Source organism: Methylobacterium sp. 142-1Y (assembly GCF_057747795.1).
Genome location: NZ_JBYLEN010000002.1, coordinates 371,765 through 390,754 on the forward strand (window position 1 = coordinate 371,765; position 18,990 = coordinate 390,754).

An 18,990-nucleotide genomic window follows, 5' to 3' on the forward strand; every position below is an offset into this window, starting at 1 on the left:
TCGTTTGGTGATGCGCGGGCGGCTTCTGTCAGGCCGCTTCGTCCGCGAGGTGGTGTCCGGTGATGAAGCCGAAGGTCATGATCGGCCCGAGCGTGATCCCGGCCCCCGGATAGGCGCCGCCCATGATGCTGGCCCGGTCGTTGCCGACCGCGTAGAGGCCCGCGACCGGATGAGCATCGGGGCGCAGCACGCGTCCGACCGTATCGGTGCGCAGGCCGTCGAATGTGCCGAGATCGCCCATGACCAGCTTGAGGGCGTAGAACGGCCCCTTCACGATCGGCGCGACGTTGGGGTTGGGCCGGTGCTCCGCATCGCCGAGGAAGCGGTTGAAGGCGGTCGAGCCGCGACCGAAGGCGGGGTCCTCGCCGCGCGCGGCGCCGCGGTTATAGTGATCGACCGTCGCGACGAGCCCGTCCGGATCGATACCCGCGGCCTGCGCGAGCTCGGGCAATGTCCGGCCGGAGACGAGATAGCCGTTGCGGACATATCGGCCGATCGGGACCGGCGCCGGCTTGGCGTAGCCGAGGCCGTATTTGCGGATCGTCGGATGATCGCAGATCAGCCAGGCCGCGGTCTCGCCCGCCCCCTCGCCGTCGCGGATCATCGCCGCGCCGGTGTCGTGGTAGGAATTCGCCTCGTTGGTGAAGCGCCGCCCGTGCCGGTTCACCGCGACGACGCCGGGCTTGTACCGGTCGACGAGGTGGGGAAAGACCCCCGTGCGCCCCCCGCCGAGGGGCACGCGCGACACCGGCATCCAGGCCGCCGCGTTGGCCATCCGGATCTCGAACGCGCCGCCGGCCGCCTCGCCGAGGCGGATGCCGTCGCCGGTATTGCCGGACGGCGTCGGCGACAGGTGCTCGGCGCCGCGCTTGACGTGGGGATAGGCCTCGGAGACCCGCTCCCGGTCGTGCGGGAAGCCGCCGCAAGCCAGGACCACGGCGCGCCGGGCCGCGATGCGGCGCTCACCCTCCGCATCGCGCACCACCGCTCCGGTCACCCGCCCGTCGCTGACGCTCAGGCTCTCGGCCGCGGTGCCGGTCCGGATCGGGATGCCGAGGTCGAAGGCCGTCTTGGCCAGCCGCGCCGCCAGCGCGTTGCCGCTGGTGATCTGGACGCCGCGGCGGTGGATCGCGAGATCCTTGAGATGCCGGGCGAGGCGGCGCGCCACGTAAGCCGCAGAGGTCAGCGAGCGGGTCGCCCGGAAGAAATGCTTCAAATCCTCGTTCGAGGAATTGAACATCATTCCGATGAAGGTGATCGTCTCGAGCGGCGGGCGCAGCCGGGCGATCTCGCGCCCGAGCTTGCGTGCATCGAACGCCGCCGCCGTGACCGAGCGGCCGGCCTTGGCGCCGCCCGGCGCGTCCGGATGGTAGTCGGGATAGCCCGAGAGTACGAACTTGACCTCGGTCTCGCGCTCGAAGAACTCGATCATGCGCGGGCCCGCGTCGAGAAACGCCTCGACCGCCGCCTCGTCGTAGGCGTTGCCGGCCTCGTGGCGCAGATAGGTCCGGGCAGCCTCGCGCGTGTCGGACAGACCGGCGCGCTCCGCGTGCGGGTTGCCGGGCACCCACAGAACCCCACCCGAGAAGGCGGTGGTGCCGCCGAAGAACGGCTCCTTCTCGATCACCAGCACGTCGAGGCCGCGCTTCCGCGCCGTGATCGCGGTCGCGAGACCACCGGCACCGGAGCCGACGACGAGCACGTCGCAAGCGAGATCGCTGGCTGCCTGGGGCGCCATGGCTTCATCCTCTCCCGGGTATTGCGGAGCCGGGATGCGCGGGACCGGCGGTTCGACCGCCCGGACCCCGTGGCATCGGGCGCGTCGCGCCCTCGATTCCCCGCCTGTTGCCTCCCGTCTCTCGCAAGCTCTGACGCCTCGCGAGGACCATGCACGGAGGCTACCGGATGGCCCGCAGGGCACAATGGACAGATGCCGCGTTCGATTGCACTTTTCCCGCGCGGGCCGCGGCGTGTCCGGGAGGGGGCGGATGGCGCAGACGAGACGGGAATCCGGACAGGCCGCGCCGGTCGAGCGCTTTCTTCTCTACGGGGAGCCGGTCCAGAGCGTCGAGGCGCGCTTCCTGCACGTCGAGCCGATCCGCTTGCGCAGCGGCCGGCACCACTGGACCATCGCGCCCCACGCCCATGCGGACTTGCACCAAATCCTGCTCGTCACGCAGGGCGGTGGCGTGATGCGTGCCGAGGCCGAGCACTTCCCGATCACGCCGCCGGCCCTGCTGGTCGTCCCCTCGGGGGCGATCCACGCCTTCGACTTCGTGGCCGGCACCGACGGATGGGTCGTCACCGTGGCGGATTCGATGGCGGCCGACGTTGCCCGGGGCGAGGCGGCCATCGACCGGCTCCTGCGCCGGGCGGCCTGCATCGGCGGCCTGGAGGCCGAGGCAGTGGCCGCGCTCTCCGGCGCCTTCACCGATCTGTCGCAGGAATTCCTGTGGTCGGCCCCGGCCCGGATGCTCGCCATCGAGGCCGGGCTGATCCGGATCCTGGTGGCGGCGGCCCGTCTGGTGGACGCGCAGGGCCGGGAGGACGCACCGAGATCAGCGGAGGCCGCGCTGATCGCCCGCTTCCAGCACCTCGTCGAACAGGATTTTCGCACGGTCCAAGCCGTGTCCGACTACGCCCGGCAGCTCGCCGTGACCGAGGACCGGCTGCTCGCCGCCTGCCAGCGTCGGTTCGGACAGCCGCCCAAGGTGCTGATCCAGCGCCGTGTCCTGGTCGAGGCACAGCGCTGGCTGATCTACACCACGTTGCCGCTCGCCGAGATCAGCCACGCCCTCGGCTTCCGCGACCCGGCATACTTCTCACGCGTCTTCAAGAAGAAGATCGGCGAGACGCCGCAAGCGTTTCGTGCGTCGCGGGCCACGGCCCAAGCCTTATAGGCCGTCTGCGGACAGAAAGAGGGTCCTTGCCCGGCGAGAGCGATCCATCTCCCGAATCCCCCTCGTCTAGGGCAGCGCCCGATCACGTTGCAATCGGGCGCTGCCCTAAGCAGATTTCGCAAAAGTGGCCGCCGGTTTTGCGGATAAAATCTGCGATAAAACAAGGATCTAAGCGGACGAAGCGTTGGCCTGCCAACGCAAGTCTGCTTAGTGTCCCGGCACTCAAGTTCGGTGACGAACGTCGTAGGGGAAGATCCTGCTACGGAGGGCTCCGATGCCTCGTCCCCTGCCTGCGGTGAACCTGCGCCCGTCCGAGCGTGACGCCCTTGAGAAGTGGGCCGGGCGTCGCAAGACCGCGCAAGGCCTAGCCATGCGTGCCCGCATCCTGCTGCTGGCCGACGAGGGCGCCTCCAACGAAGCGATTGCCGCCGATCTCGCCCTCGACCCGGCGACCGTCGGCAAGTGGCGCAACCGCTTCCTGCGTGACCGTGTCGAGGGGCTCTGCGACCAGCCCCGCAGCGGCGCACCCCGCCGCATCGACGACGCTCGGGTCGAAGCCCTGGTCCTCGACACCCGGGAGCGCAGGCCCGAGGGTGCCACGCACTGGAGTTCGCGCCTGATCGCCAAACGCCACGGCCTCTCTCACACCAGTGTCCAGCGCATCTGGCTCGGAGTAAAGAACGCCATGCGCCTTATGCGAATGTCACGAGGAACGGGGGCGGTTTCTCGGACTATGGGAAGTGTCATATTGGCGGAACCACCGCTTCCGGGATGCTTGGGGTTGAGATGATATCACTGCATCCTCTCCTTTGATCGTCAAAATAGATTGTATTAAATCTCTACTGCAATATTATATAGCAAATTTTATTTTTTATTATATTCTGTGATATTTTAATTTATCAACCAATCAAAATATTATCTGCAAATAGACAATAGGGTGCAACTATAAAGAGATGCATGCAGGACATGTTATATTTGCCGATCAAAAATCTCCGACTTCAAAAATATTTCAGCAAAAATATGGCACCCGATAATATTCATATAAATCAAATTTAATAAATCGCCCGTAGCTCGCTTGTATTGTTGCAGGCGCCTGATTCGGCATCGTACAGAGCCGGTTACGGAGATCGATTCACCGTCGGGAGATGTTACGCAGCCTCGCGCCTCGCCGGCCCTTCACTCGATCCCGCGGATCGGCTCCGGACCCTACCCGCTCAGCGCCCGAGCCGCTTCGATCGCCAGCGGCGCGAACCGCTTGCGGAAATCCTCGATCGACCACTCGCTCAGCGAACCTGCGATGTGGACCGCGCCCAGCGGCCGGCCCGGGTCGGCGAGCACGGCGGCGCTGAGAACGACCTCGCCGATCAGCGCCTCCTCGGTGGCGAAGGCGTAGCCGTCGCGGCGTGCCTCCTTCACCTTGCGCCAGATCTTCGCCGGCTCGGTCAGGGTCTTCCGCGTCAGCGGCCTGCGGTCCGAGCGCGCCAGGATGTCGTCGACTGTCCCGTCCGGCAGCTGCGCCAGGCAGGCGCGCCCGCCGGAGGAAGCGAAGGTGGGGACGCGTCGGCCGGCGAGCGTGGCGTAGAACGTCTCGCGCTTGCTCTGCAGCCGCACCGCATAGATCGTCGTGAGGTCGTCGAAGAGGCTCAGATCGACGCGCTCGTTGGCGACCTTGCGCAAGTCGACGAGGACCGGCATCGCCCGCTCGATGAGCGGATTGGTGCGCAGGTAGTCGAAGGAACGGTCGAGGATGCGCCGGCCCGGGACGAGGCCGCCGTCGCGGCCGCGATCGAGATAGCCGCGGGCAAGCAGCGTCTGCGCGATGCGCTGGGCCGCGCTCTTGTTCGTCCCCGCGGCCTCGGCCAGCTCGCCGAGCGACATCGGGTGCGGGCTGGCGGCGAAGGCCTCGAGCACGTCGAGCGCGCGCGCCACCGATTGCAGGAACAGCCGGTCGTTGACCCCGCCCCGCGGATCCGCTCCCCCGTCCGCCTCGTCGTCCGTTCGCATGCGCTCAGCCGTCCCTCGCGTGAGCGGCCGTTCTACACCATCGGGCGCTCACGAGAGCAAGACGATCGTATCGCCGAGCGATGTGGCCCAGCGTCCGGCCGGCCCTAGCCCCGCACCGGAAACACCCGCGGCGACAGCTCTTCCAGGCTGCGCCCGGCCCAGTCGCGGCCGGGGGCCCCGGCGATGACCTCCGCCTGGCCGCGCCGCAGCATCGCGATGTCCTCGGCGATGTCGAAGGTCGTCACCGCGCCGTCGCGAACGACCTGGACCCCGTCGACGTAGACGTCGCGCACGGCGCGGTCGTTGGCCGAGTAGATCAGGCTGCGCAACGGCTCGTAATCGGGCTGCATGTACGGGTTGCTCATGTCGATCACGGCGAAATCGGCCTTGCAGCCGCTGGCCAGCCGGCCGAGATCAGGCCGCCGGATCAGGTCGGCGCCGCCGCTCGTCGCGGCCGTGAAGGCCTGGGCCGTGGTCGCGCCGGTGTAGCTGCCGGCCCGGATGCGGCTGGCGTAGCAGGCCATGCGCAACTCATCGAGCATGTTGTGCGGGAAGGTGTCGGTGCCGATCCCGCAGGGAATGCCGGCCTCCACGTAGCGGCCGAGCGAGTTCAGCGCGATGCCGCGGCGCGCGAACACCACCGGGCAGTGAGCCACGGCGGCGCCGCTGTCGCGTAAGCGCGCGAAGTCGTCGGCGTGCGGGAAGTGCAGCCAGGGATGGTCGTTGAGGAAGATGCCGTGGCCGATGACGAGATCTGGCCCGAGCGCGCCGATCTTGTCGAGCCAGCCGATCGGCGTCTCGCCAGTGCGGCGCAGGATCTCCTGGAACTCGACGATGCTCTGGGCGGCGTGGATCTGGATCGGCTGGCCGCGGTCGCGGGCGGCGGCCAGCGCCTCCAGGATCTGGCCCTCCGTCACCGTGTCGATCTGGGCCGGGCAGAGCAGGCCCGAGATGCGCCCGCTCGGGTGGCGGCCGGCTTCGTCCATCAGGTCGATCGCCTCGCGTAAGGCGCGGTCGCCGCGGGCCGGGTCGAGGTCGTACTCGACCGAGTGGCCGTTCGTCGTCTTCCACGGCCCGGAGCGGAACATCGCCCAGAGCACGGCCCGGATCCCGGTCTCGGCGTAATGCTCGGGCCAGTCGGGGGTCGGCTGGCCGAGGTCGCAGATCGTCGTGACGCCGCTCTTCAGGAGTTCCGAGACGGCGACGCGCCTTGCGTGCCTGGCGTAACCCGGCCCGATGTTGAAGACCGGCATGAACTCGTAGAGCGAACTCTGGCCGAGCTTGGCGCTGCCGAGCTCCTCCAGCATCCCCTTCCAGCCGGGCTCGTGGCCGGGATGGGAGTGGATGTCGACGAAGCCCGGGATCAGCATCAGCCCGGCGCCGTCGATCTCGGTCGCGACCGGGCCGTCATAATTCTTGCCGACGAAGACGATGTCCTTGCCCGAGAAGGCGAGGTCGGCGTTCCGCAGGTAGATGTGGGAGCCGGCCTCGGCGTCCCAGGCGACGATCCAGTCGCAGTTCCGGTAGTGCGTCGCGCCAGCGGTGTCGGTCACGGGTCCCCCTCCCCTTCGCTCGTCGATCTATGTCAGGCGGCCTCGCCGCCGCGGTCGTAGACGACCGTGCCGCCGCGGATGGCGAGCTCGCAGCGCGTGTCGGACAGGATCTCGTCCGGCGCGGCCTTCGTCATGTCGCGCGAGAACACCGCGATGTCGGCGGCCAGCCCCGGCACGAGACGACCGCGATGCCCCTCGGCTTTGTTCACGTACGCCCCGAGCGCCGTGTAGGCGTGCAGCGCCTCGGGCAGCGACAGCCGCTCGTCCCCACCGATGACCGTGCCGCGTGAGGTCTTGCGGGTGAGCATCGTGTAGAGGTTCGGGAACGGATCGATGTCGCAGACCGGCGCGTCGCTGGAGGCCGCCGCCGCGAGGCCGTGATCGAGCCAGGTCTTCATCGGGTAGGAGGCCGCGGCCCGCGCCTCGCCCAGCACCGAGACGTAGAGATCGCCGAAATCGTAGATGAAGACCGGCTGCGGCACCGGCTCGACGCCGAGCCGCACCATGCGGTCGATCTGGCCTGAGCTGTTGAAGCCGCAATGCTCGATGCGGTGGCGTCGCGCCGGGTCGGGCATCGCCGTCAGCGCCGTCTCGAAGGCGTCGAGCGTCTGCTCGATCGCCGCGTCGCCGATCGCGTGGACGGCGAGCTGGTAGCCCTTGGCGTGGTAGTCGGCGACGAAGGCGTCCATCTCCGGGTCGGTCAGGAGCGACAGCCCGTGCGTCTCCGGTTCGCCGAGATAGGCCTGAGACATGGCTGCGGTGCGCCCGCCGGCGCTGCCGTCGGTGAAGATCTTGACCGGGCCGACGCGGAGCATGTCGTCGCCGGTGCCGGTGATCACGCCGTCCGCGAATGCCTGCTCGACGATGCCGCCGGGTCCGCCGAGCAGGCATTGGTTGACCCGCACCGGCAGGCGCAGGCTGCGCTGGGCGTTGCGGTAGGCGGCGACCTCGCGGTAGCCCGCGCGCATGCCGACCCCGGCATCCATGACGCTGGTGATGCCGTAGGACAGGCACGCTTCGCCCGCCCGCTCGATGCCTGCGACCAGGTCCTCGTCGGTCGGGGCCGGCAGAACGGCCTTCAACCGGTCGCGGCCGGTCTCGGCGAGGAGCCCGGTCAGGCGGCCGTTCTGCTGCTCGATCGCGCCGCCCTGCGGCACCGGGGTCGATTCGTCGATACCGGCGAGCCGGAGCGCCATCGAGTTGGCGATCGTCACGTGGCCGCAGGCGCGCACGAGGGAGACCGGGTGATCGGGCGCGACGGCGTCGAGTTCCTCGCGAAGGGGATGCCGCTTCACGTCGAGCTCGAACTGGTCGTAGCCCCGCGCCAGGATCCAGCGGCCCGGCGGCAGCGCCTTCGCCCGCGCCCGGATCTTGCCGAGGAGATCGTCGAGGGTACGGGCTGCCGCCGGCGTCACGTCGACGTCCAGCATGCCGAGCCCGTAGGGCAGGAGGTGCATGTGGGCGTCGTAGAGGCCCGGCGTCGCGAGCCGGCCGCGCAGGTCGATCACGCGGGTGCCGGGCCCGATCAACGGTTCGAGCTCGGCCGCGGAACCCGTCGCCAGCACTTTGCCGGCCCAGAGCGCGACGGCCTCCGCCATGCCCTCCTTGAGCCCGCAGAAGACGCGGCCGTTGGTCAGGATCGTCTCGGCTTTCGGGAACGCCGCCATCTGTCTCTCTGCCTCCTGTCGGATCACGCCGCATTCGTCTCGGCCGCGATCATCGCGGCGCGCTTCCGCTCGTAGAGCGCCAGCCGGGCCTGGAGCCGCGGATGGCGCTCGCCGGCACCGAAGCGGGTGAAGGCCGGGATCGTCTCGGCGAAGTGGCAGGCCGCCTCGTGCGCCGGTCCGATCGGCCGCAACGCCGGCACCTCCTCGCGGCAGCGCGCTTGAGCGAAGGTGCAGCGGGTGTGGAAGCGGCACCCGGCGGGCGGGTTCATCGGGCTCGGCACGTCGCCGCCGAGCGTCGGGCGCTGGTGACGGTGGGCGGGATCCGGCACCGGAGCGGCGGCGAGCAGCGCCTGCGTGTAGGGGTGGCGCGGCGCGGCGTAGAGCGCCTTTGCCGGGGCGGTCTCGACGACCTGGCCGAGATACATCACCGCCACCCGGTCGGCCATGTGCTTCACCACCGCCAGCCCGTGCGAGATGAACAGGTAGGCGAGGCCGAACTCCGCCTGCAGGTCCTTGAGCAGGTTCACCACCTGCGCCTGGATCGAGACGTCGAGGGCCGAGACCGGCTCGTCGCAGACGATCAGCCGGGGCTTGAGCGCCAGCGCCCGGGCGATGCCGATGCGCTGGCGCTGGCCGCCGGAGAATTCGTGCGGGAAGCGGTCGGCGTGGTAGCTCGCGAGGCCGACGAGGCCGAGGAGTTCGCGCACCCTGGCCGCCCGGGCGGCGGCGTCGCCGATGCCGTGGACCAGCATCGGCTCGGCCAGGATCTCCTCGACCGACATGCGCGGGTTGAGGCTCGCGAACGGGTCCTGGAAGATCACCTGCATCTGCCGGCGCAGGGGCCGCAACGCCGCCCGTCCGTCGCGGGTGACGTCGCGGCCCTCGACGCGGATCGCGCCGCCGCCCGGCTCGATCAGCCGCAGCGCGAGCCGCGCCAGGGTGGACTTGCCGCAGCCGCTCTCGCCCACCACCGCCAGCGTCTCGCCGGCGGCGATGCGCAGCGACACGCCGTCGACCGCCCCGACAGTGCCGACCTGCCGGCGCAGGATCAGGCCCCGATGCACCGGGTAGTGCTTGCGCACGTCGTCGAGTTCGAGGATCGGGGTCATCCGTTCGCCTCCACGGGGGCCTTCCAGCAGGCGACGGCATGGCCCGGCGCGAGGTCGGCGAGCGGCGGGTAGCCGGAGCGGCATTCCTCCTCGGCGAAGGGGCAGCGCGGGTTGAACCGGCACCCCGCCGGCAGGGCGAAGGGCGGCGGTACGGTGCCGCCGATCACCACGAGCCGGTCGCGCTCGTCCTCCATCCGCGGCATAGAGCCCATGAGGCCGATCGTGTAGGGGTGCTGGGGATCGTCGAAGATCGCTGCGACCGGCGCGCGCTCGACGATGCGGCCGGCATACATCACCGCCACCTCGTCGGCGACCTCTGCGACCACGCCGAGATCGTGCGTGATCAGGATGATCGACATGCCGGTCTCGGCCTGCAGCTCGCGCAGGAGGTCGAGGATCTGCGCCTGGATCGTCACGTCCAAAGCCGTCGTCGGCTCGTCGGCGATGAGGAGCGCCGGGCGGCAGGCGAGCGCCATGGCGAGCATCACCCGCTGGCGCATGCCGCCGGAGAGCTGGTGGGGATACTCGTCGAAGCGCCGCTCGGGCGCCGGGATGCGCACCTGGCGAAGCGCCGCGATCGCCGCCTCCTTGAGCGCCCGGGCGGGCAGTTTCTCGTGGCCCGCCAGGGCCTCGACGATCTGATAGCCGATCGTGTGGACCGGGTTCAGGCTCGTCATCGGCTCCTGGAAGATCATCGCGATGCGGCTGCCCCGCAAGCGCCGGAACTCGCCTGGTGCCATCCCGACGAGCTCGCGCCCCTCGAGCCGGATCGAGCCCCCGGTCACCCGCCCGGGCGCCGGCACGAGCCCCATCAGCGAGAGCGACAGCATGCTCTTGCCGCAGCCGCTCTCGCCGACGATGCCGAGCGTGCGCCCGGCGGGCACCGAGAGCGAGACGCCGTCCACGGGACGGATCGCGCCCCGCGGCGTCGCGAAGGTCGTGACGAGGTCGCGGATGTCGAGGATCGGCGCCGGCGCGGAGGCGCCGCGCGGGGTGATCGTCGGTTCGGCCGGGATCGAGGTCGGGCGGGCGGCGGCGAGAGGCAACGGATCGGCCCCCCTACCGCTTCAGGCTCAGGTCGAGGCCCTTGTAGAGCCCGGCGCCGTAGAGCCCGTGCGGCCGCACGCCCTCGACGCGGTCGCCCGACACGACCCAGAGCTGGCGCGTGACGAGCGGGATCCAGACATTGGCGGCGGTGAGCAGGCGTTGCGTCTCTGCATTCGCCTCCCGGCGCTTGGCGGGGTCGGTCGCGGTCGCGGCGGCGTCGATGAGCCCGTCGGTCTTCTCGTCCTTCCAGTTCATGCGGTTCGGCGTCGGAGCCTGCGTGCTCTTGAAGTAGAGGCTCAGGGCCTCGGTCGCGGTCCCGTAGGGATAGGACAGCATGAAGGCGTCGAATTCCTGCGTCGCGAGCTTGCCCCAGGCGACGGTCGCGTCCCAGAGCTGAATCCGCATGTCGATGCCGACCTTGCGCAGGTCGGCCTGCATCGCCTCGGAGATGCGCGGGTTCTGGTCGTCGCGGATGCCGTAGACCAGGAAGCTCGCCTTCTGGCCGTCCTTCACCCGGATGCCGTCCGGCCCGGGCGTCCAGCCGGCCTCGTCGAGGACCTTGGCGGCGCCGGCAGGATCGAATTTCGGCATCAGCGTCGCCGCCTTGGCGTCGTAGTCGAGCACGGTCGGGCTCAAGAGCGAGTGCAGCGGCGTGCCGTGGCCGAAATAGACCGCCTTGGCGATCGCGTCCTTGTTGACCGCCATGTTGGCGGCGCGGCGGATCGCCGGATCGCTCGAGACCGGCTTGTTCACCCGGAAGGCGAAGAAGACGTCGTAGATGTAGTCCTTCTGCTGCTGCACCTTCAGGCCCGGGACGCGCTGCATCGTGTCGATCGAGAACAGCGGCGGGTAGTAGGTGATGTCGGCCTGGCGCGCCTGCATGGCGGCCATCAGGGTGTTGGCCTCGGGCACCACCTTCCAGACGATCTGGTCGATCTCCGGCTTCGGGTTCTTGTAGATCGGCGGCCCCCAGATGTAATAGGGATTCTTCTTCATCACGAGATCCTGGCGCGGCGTCCAGCTGACCCAGCAATACGGCCCGGTGGCATTGAAGCCCTGGACGCCGAAATTCTGCCCCAGCTTCTCGACCGTGTTCTTGTCGACGATCGAGCCGAAGGATTGCGTGAGCTGGTACAGGAGGTCGCTGGACGGCTCCTGCAGCTCGTAGACCACCGTGTGGTCGTCGGTGGCGCGGATGTCCTTCACCTTGCCGGCGCGGTTGGCGACCGGCGAGCGGGTGGCCGGATCGATCCAGCGCTTGAGCGAGTAGACCACGTCCTCGGCGGTCATCGCCCGGCCGTCGCAGAACTTCACGTCCTGGCGCAGGTCGAAGGTGTAGGTCCGGCCGTCCTCGGACCGGGTCCAGGATTTGGCCAGGAACGGCTTCACCGTCTTCATGTCGAAGTCGAGGCTGACCAGGGTGTCGGCCAGCATGAACAGGATCTCGGAGGCCGCGGTCGCGGTCGAGCGGACGGGATCGTAGCGGTCGGCGTCGATGACGCGCAGGATGGTGAGCGGCGCCTTGGTCTGGGCGAGAGCCGGGGCGAGGCCGAGCAGCGAGAGGCCGGCCGCCAGGGCGGTCCGCGCGAACATCGTCATCAAAGATCCATCCTCTCGAATCGTCAGCGGCGCATCCGGGGGTCGAGGGCGTCGCGCAGGCCGTCGCCGAGCACGTTGAAGGCAAGCACGACGACGAAGATCAGCAGGCTCGGCAGGACCGAGACGTGGGGGGCGAAGAACAGGAAGTTGCGCCCGTCCGACGCCATGGCGCCCAGTTCGGCCGTCGGCGGCTGTGCGCCCAGCCCGATGAAGGACAGGAGCGAGCCGAGCAGGATCACCTGGCCGAAGCGCAGGGTGACGAAGACGAAGATCGGCGACAGGCAGTTGAGCAGGACGTACTTCGTCAGGATACGGCCGTCGCCCATGCCGATCGCCCGGGCGGCCTCGATGTAGTCCTGCTGCAGCACCACGATCGCGGCCCCCCGCACCACCCGCGCCATCAGCGGGATGGTGGCGATCGAGAGCGCGGCGAGCACCGCCGTGAGGCCGGGCCCGACGATCGCCGTCAACGCGAGGCCGAACAGGATCGCCGGGAACGACAGGAGCACGTCCATCAGCCGCATCAGCAGGCCGGAGACGCGCGGGTAATAGGCCGCCGCGAACCCGACGAGGCCGCCGAGGCCGCAGCCGATCACGACGGCGATACTGCTCATCGCGAGCGTCATCCGCAGGCCGAACAGCAGCCGGGTGACCATGTCGCGCCCCTGCCCGTCGGTGCCGAGGAGGAAGCCATCGCCCGGGGCCTTGAGCGTGTTGGCGAGGTCGCCCGCGTAAGGATCGGTCGGTGCGAGCCAGGGCGCGAGGAGCGCCGCGAGCACGAGCAGCGCGACGGCGACCAGGGCCGCGGCGCTCGCCGGCTCGCGCAGGAGGAAGCGCAGGACGGAGGGACGCGCGGTGACCGCGAAGGCGGCGTGCGGGCTCGCCTCGGGCGTGAGCGCGACGGGGCTGCTCATCGGGCCTCCCGGATGCGGGGATCGAGGAAGGCGTAGAGCACGTCGACGATCAGGTTGATGAGGATGAAGCCGGCGGACAGGACGATGATGGTGCCCTGCGCCATCGGCGCGTCGCTCGACAGGATCGCCCCGACGGCGAGCCGGCCGATGCCGGGCCAGCTGAAGATCGTCTCGACCACCACCGCACCGCCGAGCAGGAAGCCGATCTGCAGACCGATCAGGGTGACGACCGGGATCAGCGCGTTGCGCAGCGCGTGGCGGAGCACCACGGCCCGCTCCGTCAGGCCCTTCGCCCGCGCGGTGCGGACGTGGTCGGCCCCCAGCACGTCGAGGACGGAGCTGCGGGTCATGCGGGCGACCGGCCCGACGAAGACGCCGCCGAGCGTCACCGCCGGCAGGATCACGCCCTGGAGCCCCTCCCAGGTCCAGAGCGGCCCGGTGCGGCCGGTGAAGGGCAGGAGCTGCCAGTGGAAGCCCAGCAGCCAGACGAGGCCGAGGCCGAGCAGGAAGACCGGCACCGAGACGCCGGCCACGGAGGCCGCCACCACCAGCCGGTCGGGCCAGCGGCCGCGCCAGTAGGCGCCGACCGTGCCGAGCAGGATGCCGAGCGGCACCGACCAGATCAGCGAGGCGAGCATCAGTTCGAGCGTCGGTCCGATCGTGTTCCCGAGTTCCTCGATCACCGGCATGTTGTTGATGATCGAGACGCCGAGATCACCCCGCAGCAGTCGCCCGAGATAGATCATGAACTGGATCCAGAGCGGCTGGTCGAGGCCGAGATCGCGCCGGATCGCCTCGATGACGTCTTGCGTCGCCGTCGGCCCGGCGCGGACCACCGCCGGATCGTTGGGCACGACCTGCATCAACAGGAATCCGACGAGCAGCACGCCGAGGAGGACCGGGACGGCGAGGAGCAGCCGTTGCAGGATCGTGCGGAGCATCGGCGCCTAGAATCCCCGTGCCCGTGCCGGCCGGGGACGGTCGTCCCGCGGCGCCGGCAGGTCTCCGGCGTTCCATGGACCGTTCGATGCCGTGTCGTCCCTGAGCCCGGTCAAGTGAGCCCTCCCGCGAGTGGCTTAATCCGTCAAGGGACCTGCAAGGTCTAGGCCAGGGTAACAGGGAATGGCCCCGGTTCAAGCCATTCGTCGCGATGGACGCTTCGATCGTATTGCTCAGCAATACGATTTGGCGTTCCCATCGGGCGGGCGTCCCGGCGGCGTCGCATATGAACTATTGTGATTACTTCATATTTTTGGTCGCCTTGAGGGAGGCACCGGTGGCAACCGTGACCGTATCCTTGCCCGATCCGATGAAGGCGTGGGTCGAGGCTCAGATCACGAATGGCGCTTACGCCAGTTCGAGCGATGACGTGCGCGACCTCGTTCGCCGTGACCGCGAGCGTCGCACGCAGGAGATCAGCGCCGAAGAACTGCGCAGCCTCGTCGCGGACGCGAAGGCGAGCGGCGTCGGCCCGCGCAGTATCGATGACATCGTCACGCAGGCGAAGGACATCGCCCGCGCCCGCGGCAGCTTGCGTGAGTAGCGACCGCCTGACTCGGCGGGCCGAAGACGACCTGCTCGACATCTTCCTGTTCGGCCTGAAGTGGTTCGGGCTGACGCAGACCGAGCGCTTCGCCGCCGGTCGCGCTGCATCCTCCCTCAGGCGACGGTCGCCCGCTCCCGCACGTCGCCGACGACGCGGGCGCGGACGCGGCGGGCCCCGCCGGGCAGGTAGGCGATCGGGATGTCCTCGACCTCGATGACCTTGAGGCTGCCGGGCTCGGCCCCGGCCTCGACCGCCCGGCGCTCGGCGATTCCTTGCGCCTCGGCGAGTGCCGCGTCGCGGGAGAGGTCGGAGAAGATCTGGTCGACCTCGCCCGAGATCTGCGCCATCGCGGCGCCGAGCGCGTTGGCGACGCCGGCATGGGCGACGCGCACGACCTCGCTGACGCCCTCGAGCCGGTCCGGAATCAGGAAGGCGCCGCCCCCCACTGCGACGAGTTCGGTCGCGCCGCCCGAACTCTTCATCCGGTCGACGCCCTCCTCGACCATCCCGGCGATGCGCGCCAGCATCAGGGCGACGAAGCCGGGATCGAGGTGGCGCACGCGGTCGCGGTCGCCGATCTCGACGCGGCCCGCCGCCACCGCGATGTCGGTCGCCGTCAGCGTGTCGCCGCCGAAGACCAGCGCCTTCTCGGTGATGCGGTAGCCGACGGAGCGCGGCCCGATCGCGCCCGACACGGGATCGATGATCGTGCCGCCGCCGAGCGCCATCGGCAGGAGATCGGGCATGCGGAACAGCGTGCGCACGCCCCCGATCGCCACGACGTTGTTGGCCTCGCGCGGGAAGCCGTTGACGAGCGAGCCGACGTCGCTGGTCGTGCCCCCGACATCCACCACCATCGCGCCGTCGCGGCCCGACAGGAAGGCGGCGCCGCGCATCGAGTTGGTGGGACCCGAGGCGAAGGAGTGGACGGGGTTGGCCGCCGCCACCTCCGCGAGCACGACGGTGCCGTCGTTCTGGGTCAGGAAGAATGGCGCCGCGATGCCCGACGCGGCGAGCGCCTCCTCGAAGGCCGCCACCGTCCGCAGGCCGAGGGATTGCAGCGCGGCGTTGAGCAGCGTGACGTTCTCGCGCTCGAGAAGCCCGATGCGGCCGAGGGTGTGCGAGAGCGTCACCCTCGCCCCCGGGATCACGTCGCGGATGATGTCTGCCGCCTCCTCCTCGCACACGGCCGTCAGCGGCGAGAACAGGGCGGTGACGCCGACCGAGGTGATGCCGGCGTCGCGGATGCGGGACGCCGCATCCCGGATCGCGGCGCGGTCGAGGGGCACCAGCTCGCGCCCGTCATATTCGTGGCCGCCGGCCACCATGACCGACAGCGGATCGACGGCGTCGCGCAGGTCGTCCGGCCAGTCCACCGTCGGCGGCAGGGAGCGGGCCGCCGGCAGCGCGATGCGGATCGCCCCGACCCGTTCGAGCCGGGCGCGCTCGACCACCGCGTTGGTGAAGTGCGTCGTGCCGATCATCACGGCGTCGATCCCCGCGAGCGGGACCGCCGCCCCGAGGTCTCGGATGACGGCGCGCACCCCCGACATCACGTCGGCGGTGGTCGGCGTCTTGACGGCGCCGAGGACCTGGGTGCCGTCGATCAGCACGGCATCCGTGTTGGTGCCGCCGACGTCGATGCCGATGCGCTTCATGATGAAAAGACCGAGGTGAAGTCGATGTCGTAGCCGAAGGCCCGCGGGCCGACATGGGCGAGGCCCTTCGGCGACAGGAGGATGTCGGGCGCGGGCAAGGCCACCACCGTGACGCGCTGGCCGTAGCGCGCGGTCTCGGTGCCGATCGCCTCCCCCGAGACCGTGTCGAGGACGCAGATCAGGTCCGGCGTCATCACGACCGGCACCCCGTCCCGGAAGCCGACCGCCCACTCGTTCTGGAAGGCGAGTTCCATGCGGCTGCCGGCATCGTCGCCGAGCCCGTCGATGCGGGCCGAGCCGCGCAGGAAGCCGCCCGTCGCCGTGCGGTCGATGTCGCCGATCTTGCCGCGAAACAGGACCTTGCCGCCTTCATGCGCCACCACCGCGGCGACCGGGTCGGTGTGGGCGGCCCGCGCCTCGAGCACCGCCCGGCCGAGGCCGGTCGCCTTGGTGACGGTGTCGAGGACGCCCCATTGCTTGACCTCGCGTCCGGTGCGCGGTGCCTTGCAGGTCGCGGCGGTCGAGCCGACCTCGGTGCAGGCCTTGCGGGAGATCCGCTCCATCCAGGTCCAGGAGGCGGCGCGGGCCACCACCACCTCGTTGTCGCGGCAATCGACGAGGGTCAGCGGGTACATCCGGAGGTCGCCGATGGCGAAGCTCGTCATCTGCGCCTCCGGATAGGCGCGCCCCATCGCGTCGGCATCGACCACCGGGATGTCGAGATGCGCCGCCGCCAGGAACGGCGAGACGGCGTTGCCGCCGCCGATCTCGACGCTCATCACGGCGCGGAACCGCTTGCCCGTGACCTCCTCCATCAGCCGGACGGCGCGGGCGAGATGCGCCGGATCGACGAGCCGCTCCTGGCCGACGAGCGGCGCGCCCATCTTCGACACGACCGCCACATGGTCGTCGTCGTCGAGCGCCCGCGGGTCGATCAGCCGGCAGCGTTTGCCCTCGGCGTAGAGCGTCCTGAGGTTGAGCTCGGCGAGGTACGGGCTGCCGCCGCCGCCCGTCCCGAGGATCCAGGCGCCGATGCCGAGGGGCGCGATCTCCTCGGGCTCGAATTCGCGGATCATGACCCCTCCTCACTGATCGGCGGCGAGGGTAAGGTCGGGCGCGGGCCCCGCCTATCCGGAGAGGCCCCTAGAGCGGCGTCGGATCGCGTTGCCATCGGACGCCGCTCCAGGATTTCGATTTTACCGCATTTTCCTTGACGAACCGGTATCCCCTTCGTCGGAAAATGCTTGAGCCAGGAGCAGACGTTTCGTGGCGGGTCGCCTCAAGCGCGTGGTGTTCATCGAGGCCGGCCAGAGCCCGCGGGACGACATCGTCCCGGAGATCCTGCTGCAGCTGAACGGGCCGGTCGAGCCGGTCGAGCGGGGCGCCCTCGACGGGCTGTCGCCGGCCGAGATCGCTGCCCTCGTGCCGGAGGCCGGCGAGGCGTCGCTCGTCACCCGCCTGCGCAGCGGCGAGGACGTCGTCGTATCCAAGGCCGCAGTCGGCGAGCGCATGGCGGCGATCCTGGCCTCCCTGCGCCCGCGCGAGTTCGACCTCGTGGTGATCCTCTCGACCGGGCTGCTGCGCGACTTCGACAGCCCGACCCCGATGGTGAACGCCCAGCGCGCCATCGAATCCGGCATCCGGGCGCTCGCGGCGGAGGAGCAGCGCCTCGGCATCGTGCAGCCGATCGCCCGGCAGATCGAGGAAGTCCGGCTCCCCACCCTCGCCGATTACCCGGTCAGCATCACCCACGCGATGCCGGGCGACCGCGATGCGCTCGCCCGCGCCATCGTCGATCTCGGCGGCTGCGAGGTGATCGTGCTGAACTCCGTCGCCTTCGACGAGCGCGACCGCGCGATCGTCGCGCGGGCGACGGGCCGGCCCGTGGTGCTCGCCCGCCGCATCGTCGCGGGGGCGATCCGGCTGCTGCTCGACCAGGGCGGCGAGCCCGCAGGCGAGCCGCGCAACGGACTGGCCGATTACGGCGAGCGCCTGTCCCGGCTCACCCCGCGCGAGCGCCAAGTGCTCTCGCTGATGGCGGAAGGGCTGACCTCGAAGGCGATCGGCCGCCAGCTCGCGATCAGCCCGAAGACCGTGGAGATCCACCGCTCCAAGGTGATGGGCAAGATGGAAGTGGGCTCGCTGGGGGCGCTGATCCGGCTGGTGATGGCGGCGGAGGCGCCGGATGCATAGGGGCTAGAGCATTTTTCCGACGAAGTGGAAACCGGTTCGTCGCAGAAAATGCGGCAAACCAAAGACTTAGAGAGCTTCGCGATTGCAGCGCGATCGTGAAGCGTTCTGAAGGGGGTGAGAGGGACGTTTCGCAAACTTCTTCGCTGGTCCAGATCCTTATCCACTTCGTTCCAGTCGTCCGGGTCCGGCTGCGAGCACCGCATGATCGATTTCAGGAACCGGCCTTCTTGGCCTGCTGGGCTTCCATGTAGCGCCGCAGGACGGCGTTCATGCGGGTGGAGTAGCCCCGCCCACCGCGCTTGAAGAACTCCACCACGTCCCGGTCGAACGTCGCATGGATCGCGGTCTTGGCCGGGGGCAGGCCGATGGTGGCGTGCGCCCACTCGTCGTCGCTGACCGTGGCCGGGTTGTCCTCGTCCTCGTCGGCGAGGCGTTCGATCTCATCCTCGGACAGGGCACGGAGGGCCGCCCAGTTCGTGCGATCCTGCGTCGGTTTCCCTGTCTTGTCGCTGGGCATGGTACAACCTCCTTTCTTTGCGGTTGGCGAGACGGGCGGAAATGATCCGATATTTCTCGCCGCGCTGGGTAAACGTGATATTCAAGATCACGCCATTGATCTCGACAATCATATTGCAGCGCTGTTCGCCGTAGTCGCGCCGCATGTCGATGCGAACGACCGAAAGCCGCCCATCGAAGGCCGCCTCCAGTCCTGCGAAATCGATCCCACGCAGGCCGATATTGAGATCGTTTTTCGGATCATCCCATTCGGTTCGCTCGTTCTCGCCCATGCCCGATTTTAC

At 69.5% G+C, this 18,990-nt stretch carries 17 protein-coding genes; 4 read left to right on the forward strand and 13 right to left on the reverse strand.

Features of this window, described 5'->3' with window-relative positions; translation table 11 throughout:
- Positions 1-28: 28 nt before the first annotated feature.
- Entirely contained in the window at positions 29-1,738 is a 1,710-nt protein-coding gene (locus tag AC3AOF_RS31690) for an FAD-dependent oxidoreductase (protein ID WP_488349448.1), read from the reverse strand.
- Between the two features lie 250 nt (positions 1,739-1,988).
- Between AC3AOF_RS31690 and AC3AOF_RS31695 the strand changes: the two genes are divergently transcribed.
- Together AC3AOF_RS31695 and AC3AOF_RS31700 are read left to right on the forward strand one after the other, a co-directional pair.
- Positions 1,989-2,900, forward strand: coding sequence for a helix-turn-helix domain-containing protein (locus tag AC3AOF_RS31695; RefSeq protein WP_488349449.1), 912 nt, complete (start codon positions 1,989-1,991; stop codon positions 2,898-2,900).
- A gap of 274 nt (positions 2,901-3,174) precedes the next feature.
- On the forward strand, positions 3,175-3,690 hold the full coding sequence (locus tag AC3AOF_RS31700; RefSeq protein WP_236993441.1) for a helix-turn-helix domain-containing protein: 516 nt from the start codon (positions 3,175-3,177) through the stop codon (positions 3,688-3,690).
- Positions 3,691-4,106: 416 nt separating this feature from the next.
- On the opposite strand, the gene AC3AOF_RS31705 is transcribed toward AC3AOF_RS31700, so the two are convergent.
- From AC3AOF_RS31705 to AC3AOF_RS31740, 8 genes are all read right to left on the reverse strand, one after another.
- Complete coding sequence (locus AC3AOF_RS31705) at positions 4,107-4,904, reverse strand: IclR family transcriptional regulator (protein WP_488349079.1); 798 nt, start codon at positions 4,902-4,904, stop codon at positions 4,107-4,109.
- A gap of 104 nt (positions 4,905-5,008) precedes the next feature.
- The gene (locus AC3AOF_RS31710; protein ID WP_488349080.1) at positions 5,009-6,457 is read right to left on the reverse strand and encodes an amidohydrolase family protein; all 1,449 of its coding nucleotides are present in this window, start codon (positions 6,455-6,457) and stop codon (positions 5,009-5,011) included.
- Positions 6,458-6,489: 32 nt separating this feature from the next.
- Positions 6,490-8,124 carry an amidohydrolase gene (locus tag AC3AOF_RS31715; RefSeq protein ID WP_488349081.1) on the reverse strand — a complete coding sequence of 545 codons (1,635 nt, stop codon included), beginning with the start codon at positions 8,122-8,124 and terminating at the stop codon, positions 6,490-6,492.
- Between the two features lie 23 nt (positions 8,125-8,147).
- Positions 8,148-9,233 carry an ABC transporter ATP-binding protein gene (locus tag AC3AOF_RS31720; protein ID WP_488349082.1) on the reverse strand — a complete coding sequence of 362 codons (1,086 nt, stop codon included), beginning with the start codon at positions 9,231-9,233 and terminating at the stop codon, positions 8,148-8,150.
- A complete protein-coding gene (locus tag AC3AOF_RS31725; protein ID WP_488349451.1) occupies positions 9,230-10,231 on the reverse strand; it encodes an ABC transporter ATP-binding protein in 1,002 nt (333 codons plus the stop codon). Before AC3AOF_RS31725 ends, AC3AOF_RS31720 begins: the two co-directional genes overlap by 4 nt.
- A 61-nt stretch (positions 10,232-10,292) precedes the next feature.
- Entirely contained in the window at positions 10,293-11,879 is a 1,587-nt protein-coding gene (locus tag AC3AOF_RS31730) for an ABC transporter substrate-binding protein (protein ID WP_488349083.1), read from the reverse strand.
- Positions 11,880-11,902: 23 nt separating this feature from the next.
- Entirely contained in the window at positions 11,903-12,793 is an 891-nt protein-coding gene (locus AC3AOF_RS31735) for an ABC transporter permease (RefSeq protein ID WP_488349084.1), read from the reverse strand.
- Positions 12,790-13,734, reverse strand: coding sequence for an ABC transporter permease (locus tag AC3AOF_RS31740; protein WP_488349085.1), 945 nt, complete (start codon positions 13,732-13,734; stop codon positions 12,790-12,792). Before AC3AOF_RS31740 ends, AC3AOF_RS31735 begins: the two co-directional genes overlap by 4 nt.
- Before the next feature lie 335 nt (positions 13,735-14,069).
- Between AC3AOF_RS31740 and AC3AOF_RS31745 the strand changes: the two genes are divergently transcribed.
- Entirely contained in the window at positions 14,070-14,336 is a 267-nt protein-coding gene (locus AC3AOF_RS31745; RefSeq protein WP_488349086.1) for a ribbon-helix-helix domain-containing protein, read from the forward strand.
- 116 nt (positions 14,337-14,452) lie between these two features.
- On the opposite strand, the gene AC3AOF_RS31750 is transcribed toward AC3AOF_RS31745, so the two are convergent.
- Positions 14,453-15,997: a hydantoinase/oxoprolinase N-terminal domain-containing protein gene (locus AC3AOF_RS31750; RefSeq protein WP_488349087.1), complete on the reverse strand. Its 1,545-nt coding sequence runs from the start codon at positions 15,995-15,997 to the stop codon at positions 14,453-14,455.
- Entirely contained in the window at positions 15,994-17,073 is a 1,080-nt protein-coding gene (locus tag AC3AOF_RS31755) for an S-methyl thiohydantoin desulfurase family protein (protein ID WP_488349088.1), read from the reverse strand. The genes AC3AOF_RS31750 and AC3AOF_RS31755 overlap by 4 nt, the downstream gene beginning before the upstream one ends.
- Positions 17,074-17,263: 190 nt before the next feature.
- Between AC3AOF_RS31755 and AC3AOF_RS31760 the strand changes: the two genes are divergently transcribed.
- Positions 17,264-18,190: an AroM family protein gene (locus AC3AOF_RS31760; protein WP_488349089.1), complete on the forward strand. Its 927-nt coding sequence runs from the start codon at positions 17,264-17,266 to the stop codon at positions 18,188-18,190.
- Between the two features lie 211 nt (positions 18,191-18,401).
- On the opposite strand, the gene AC3AOF_RS31765 is transcribed toward AC3AOF_RS31760, so the two are convergent.
- Both AC3AOF_RS31765 and AC3AOF_RS31770 read right to left on the reverse strand, forming a co-directional pair.
- Positions 18,402-18,707: a BrnA antitoxin family protein gene (locus AC3AOF_RS31765; RefSeq protein ID WP_488349090.1), complete on the reverse strand. Its 306-nt coding sequence runs from the start codon at positions 18,705-18,707 to the stop codon at positions 18,402-18,404.
- Positions 18,631-18,978, reverse strand: coding sequence for a BrnT family toxin (locus AC3AOF_RS31770; protein WP_488349091.1), 348 nt, complete (start codon positions 18,976-18,978; stop codon positions 18,631-18,633). The genes AC3AOF_RS31765 and AC3AOF_RS31770 overlap by 77 nt, the downstream gene beginning before the upstream one ends.
- Positions 18,979-18,990 lie beyond the last annotated feature (12 nt).

Coding starts and splice junctions, on each gene's coding strand:
- AC3AOF_RS31690 (WP_488349448.1), bottom strand. CDS start 1,738: ATGGCGCCCCAGGCAGCCAGCGATCTCGCTTGCGACGTGCTCGTCGTC.
- AC3AOF_RS31695 (WP_488349449.1), top strand. CDS start 1,989: ATGGCGCAGACGAGACGGGAATCCGGACAGGCCGCGCCGGTCGAGCGC.
- AC3AOF_RS31700 (WP_236993441.1), top strand. CDS start 3,175: ATGCCTCGTCCCCTGCCTGCGGTGAACCTGCGCCCGTCCGAGCGTGAC.
- AC3AOF_RS31705 (WP_488349079.1), bottom strand. CDS start 4,904: ATGCGAACGGACGACGAGGCGGACGGGGGAGCGGATCCGCGGGGCGGG.
- AC3AOF_RS31715 (WP_488349081.1), bottom strand. CDS start 8,124: ATGGCGGCGTTCCCGAAAGCCGAGACGATCCTGACCAACGGCCGCGTC.
- AC3AOF_RS31720 (WP_488349082.1), bottom strand. CDS start 9,233: ATGACCCCGATCCTCGAACTCGACGACGTGCGCAAGCACTACCCGGTG.
- AC3AOF_RS31730 (WP_488349083.1), bottom strand. CDS start 11,879: ATGACGATGTTCGCGCGGACCGCCCTGGCGGCCGGCCTCTCGCTGCTC.
- AC3AOF_RS31735 (WP_488349084.1), bottom strand. CDS start 12,793: ATGAGCAGCCCCGTCGCGCTCACGCCCGAGGCGAGCCCGCACGCCGCC.
- AC3AOF_RS31740 (WP_488349085.1), bottom strand. CDS start 13,734: ATGCTCCGCACGATCCTGCAACGGCTGCTCCTCGCCGTCCCGGTCCTC.
- AC3AOF_RS31750 (WP_488349087.1), bottom strand. CDS start 15,997: ATGAAGCGCATCGGCATCGACGTCGGCGGCACCAACACGGATGCCGTG.
- AC3AOF_RS31755 (WP_488349088.1), bottom strand. CDS start 17,073: ATGATCCGCGAATTCGAGCCCGAGGAGATCGCGCCCCTCGGCATCGGC.
- AC3AOF_RS31765 (WP_488349090.1), bottom strand. CDS start 18,707: ATGCCCAGCGACAAGACAGGGAAACCGACGCAGGATCGCACGAACTGG.
- AC3AOF_RS31770 (WP_488349091.1), bottom strand. CDS start 18,978: ATGGGCGAGAACGAGCGAACCGAATGGGATGATCCGAAAAACGATCTC.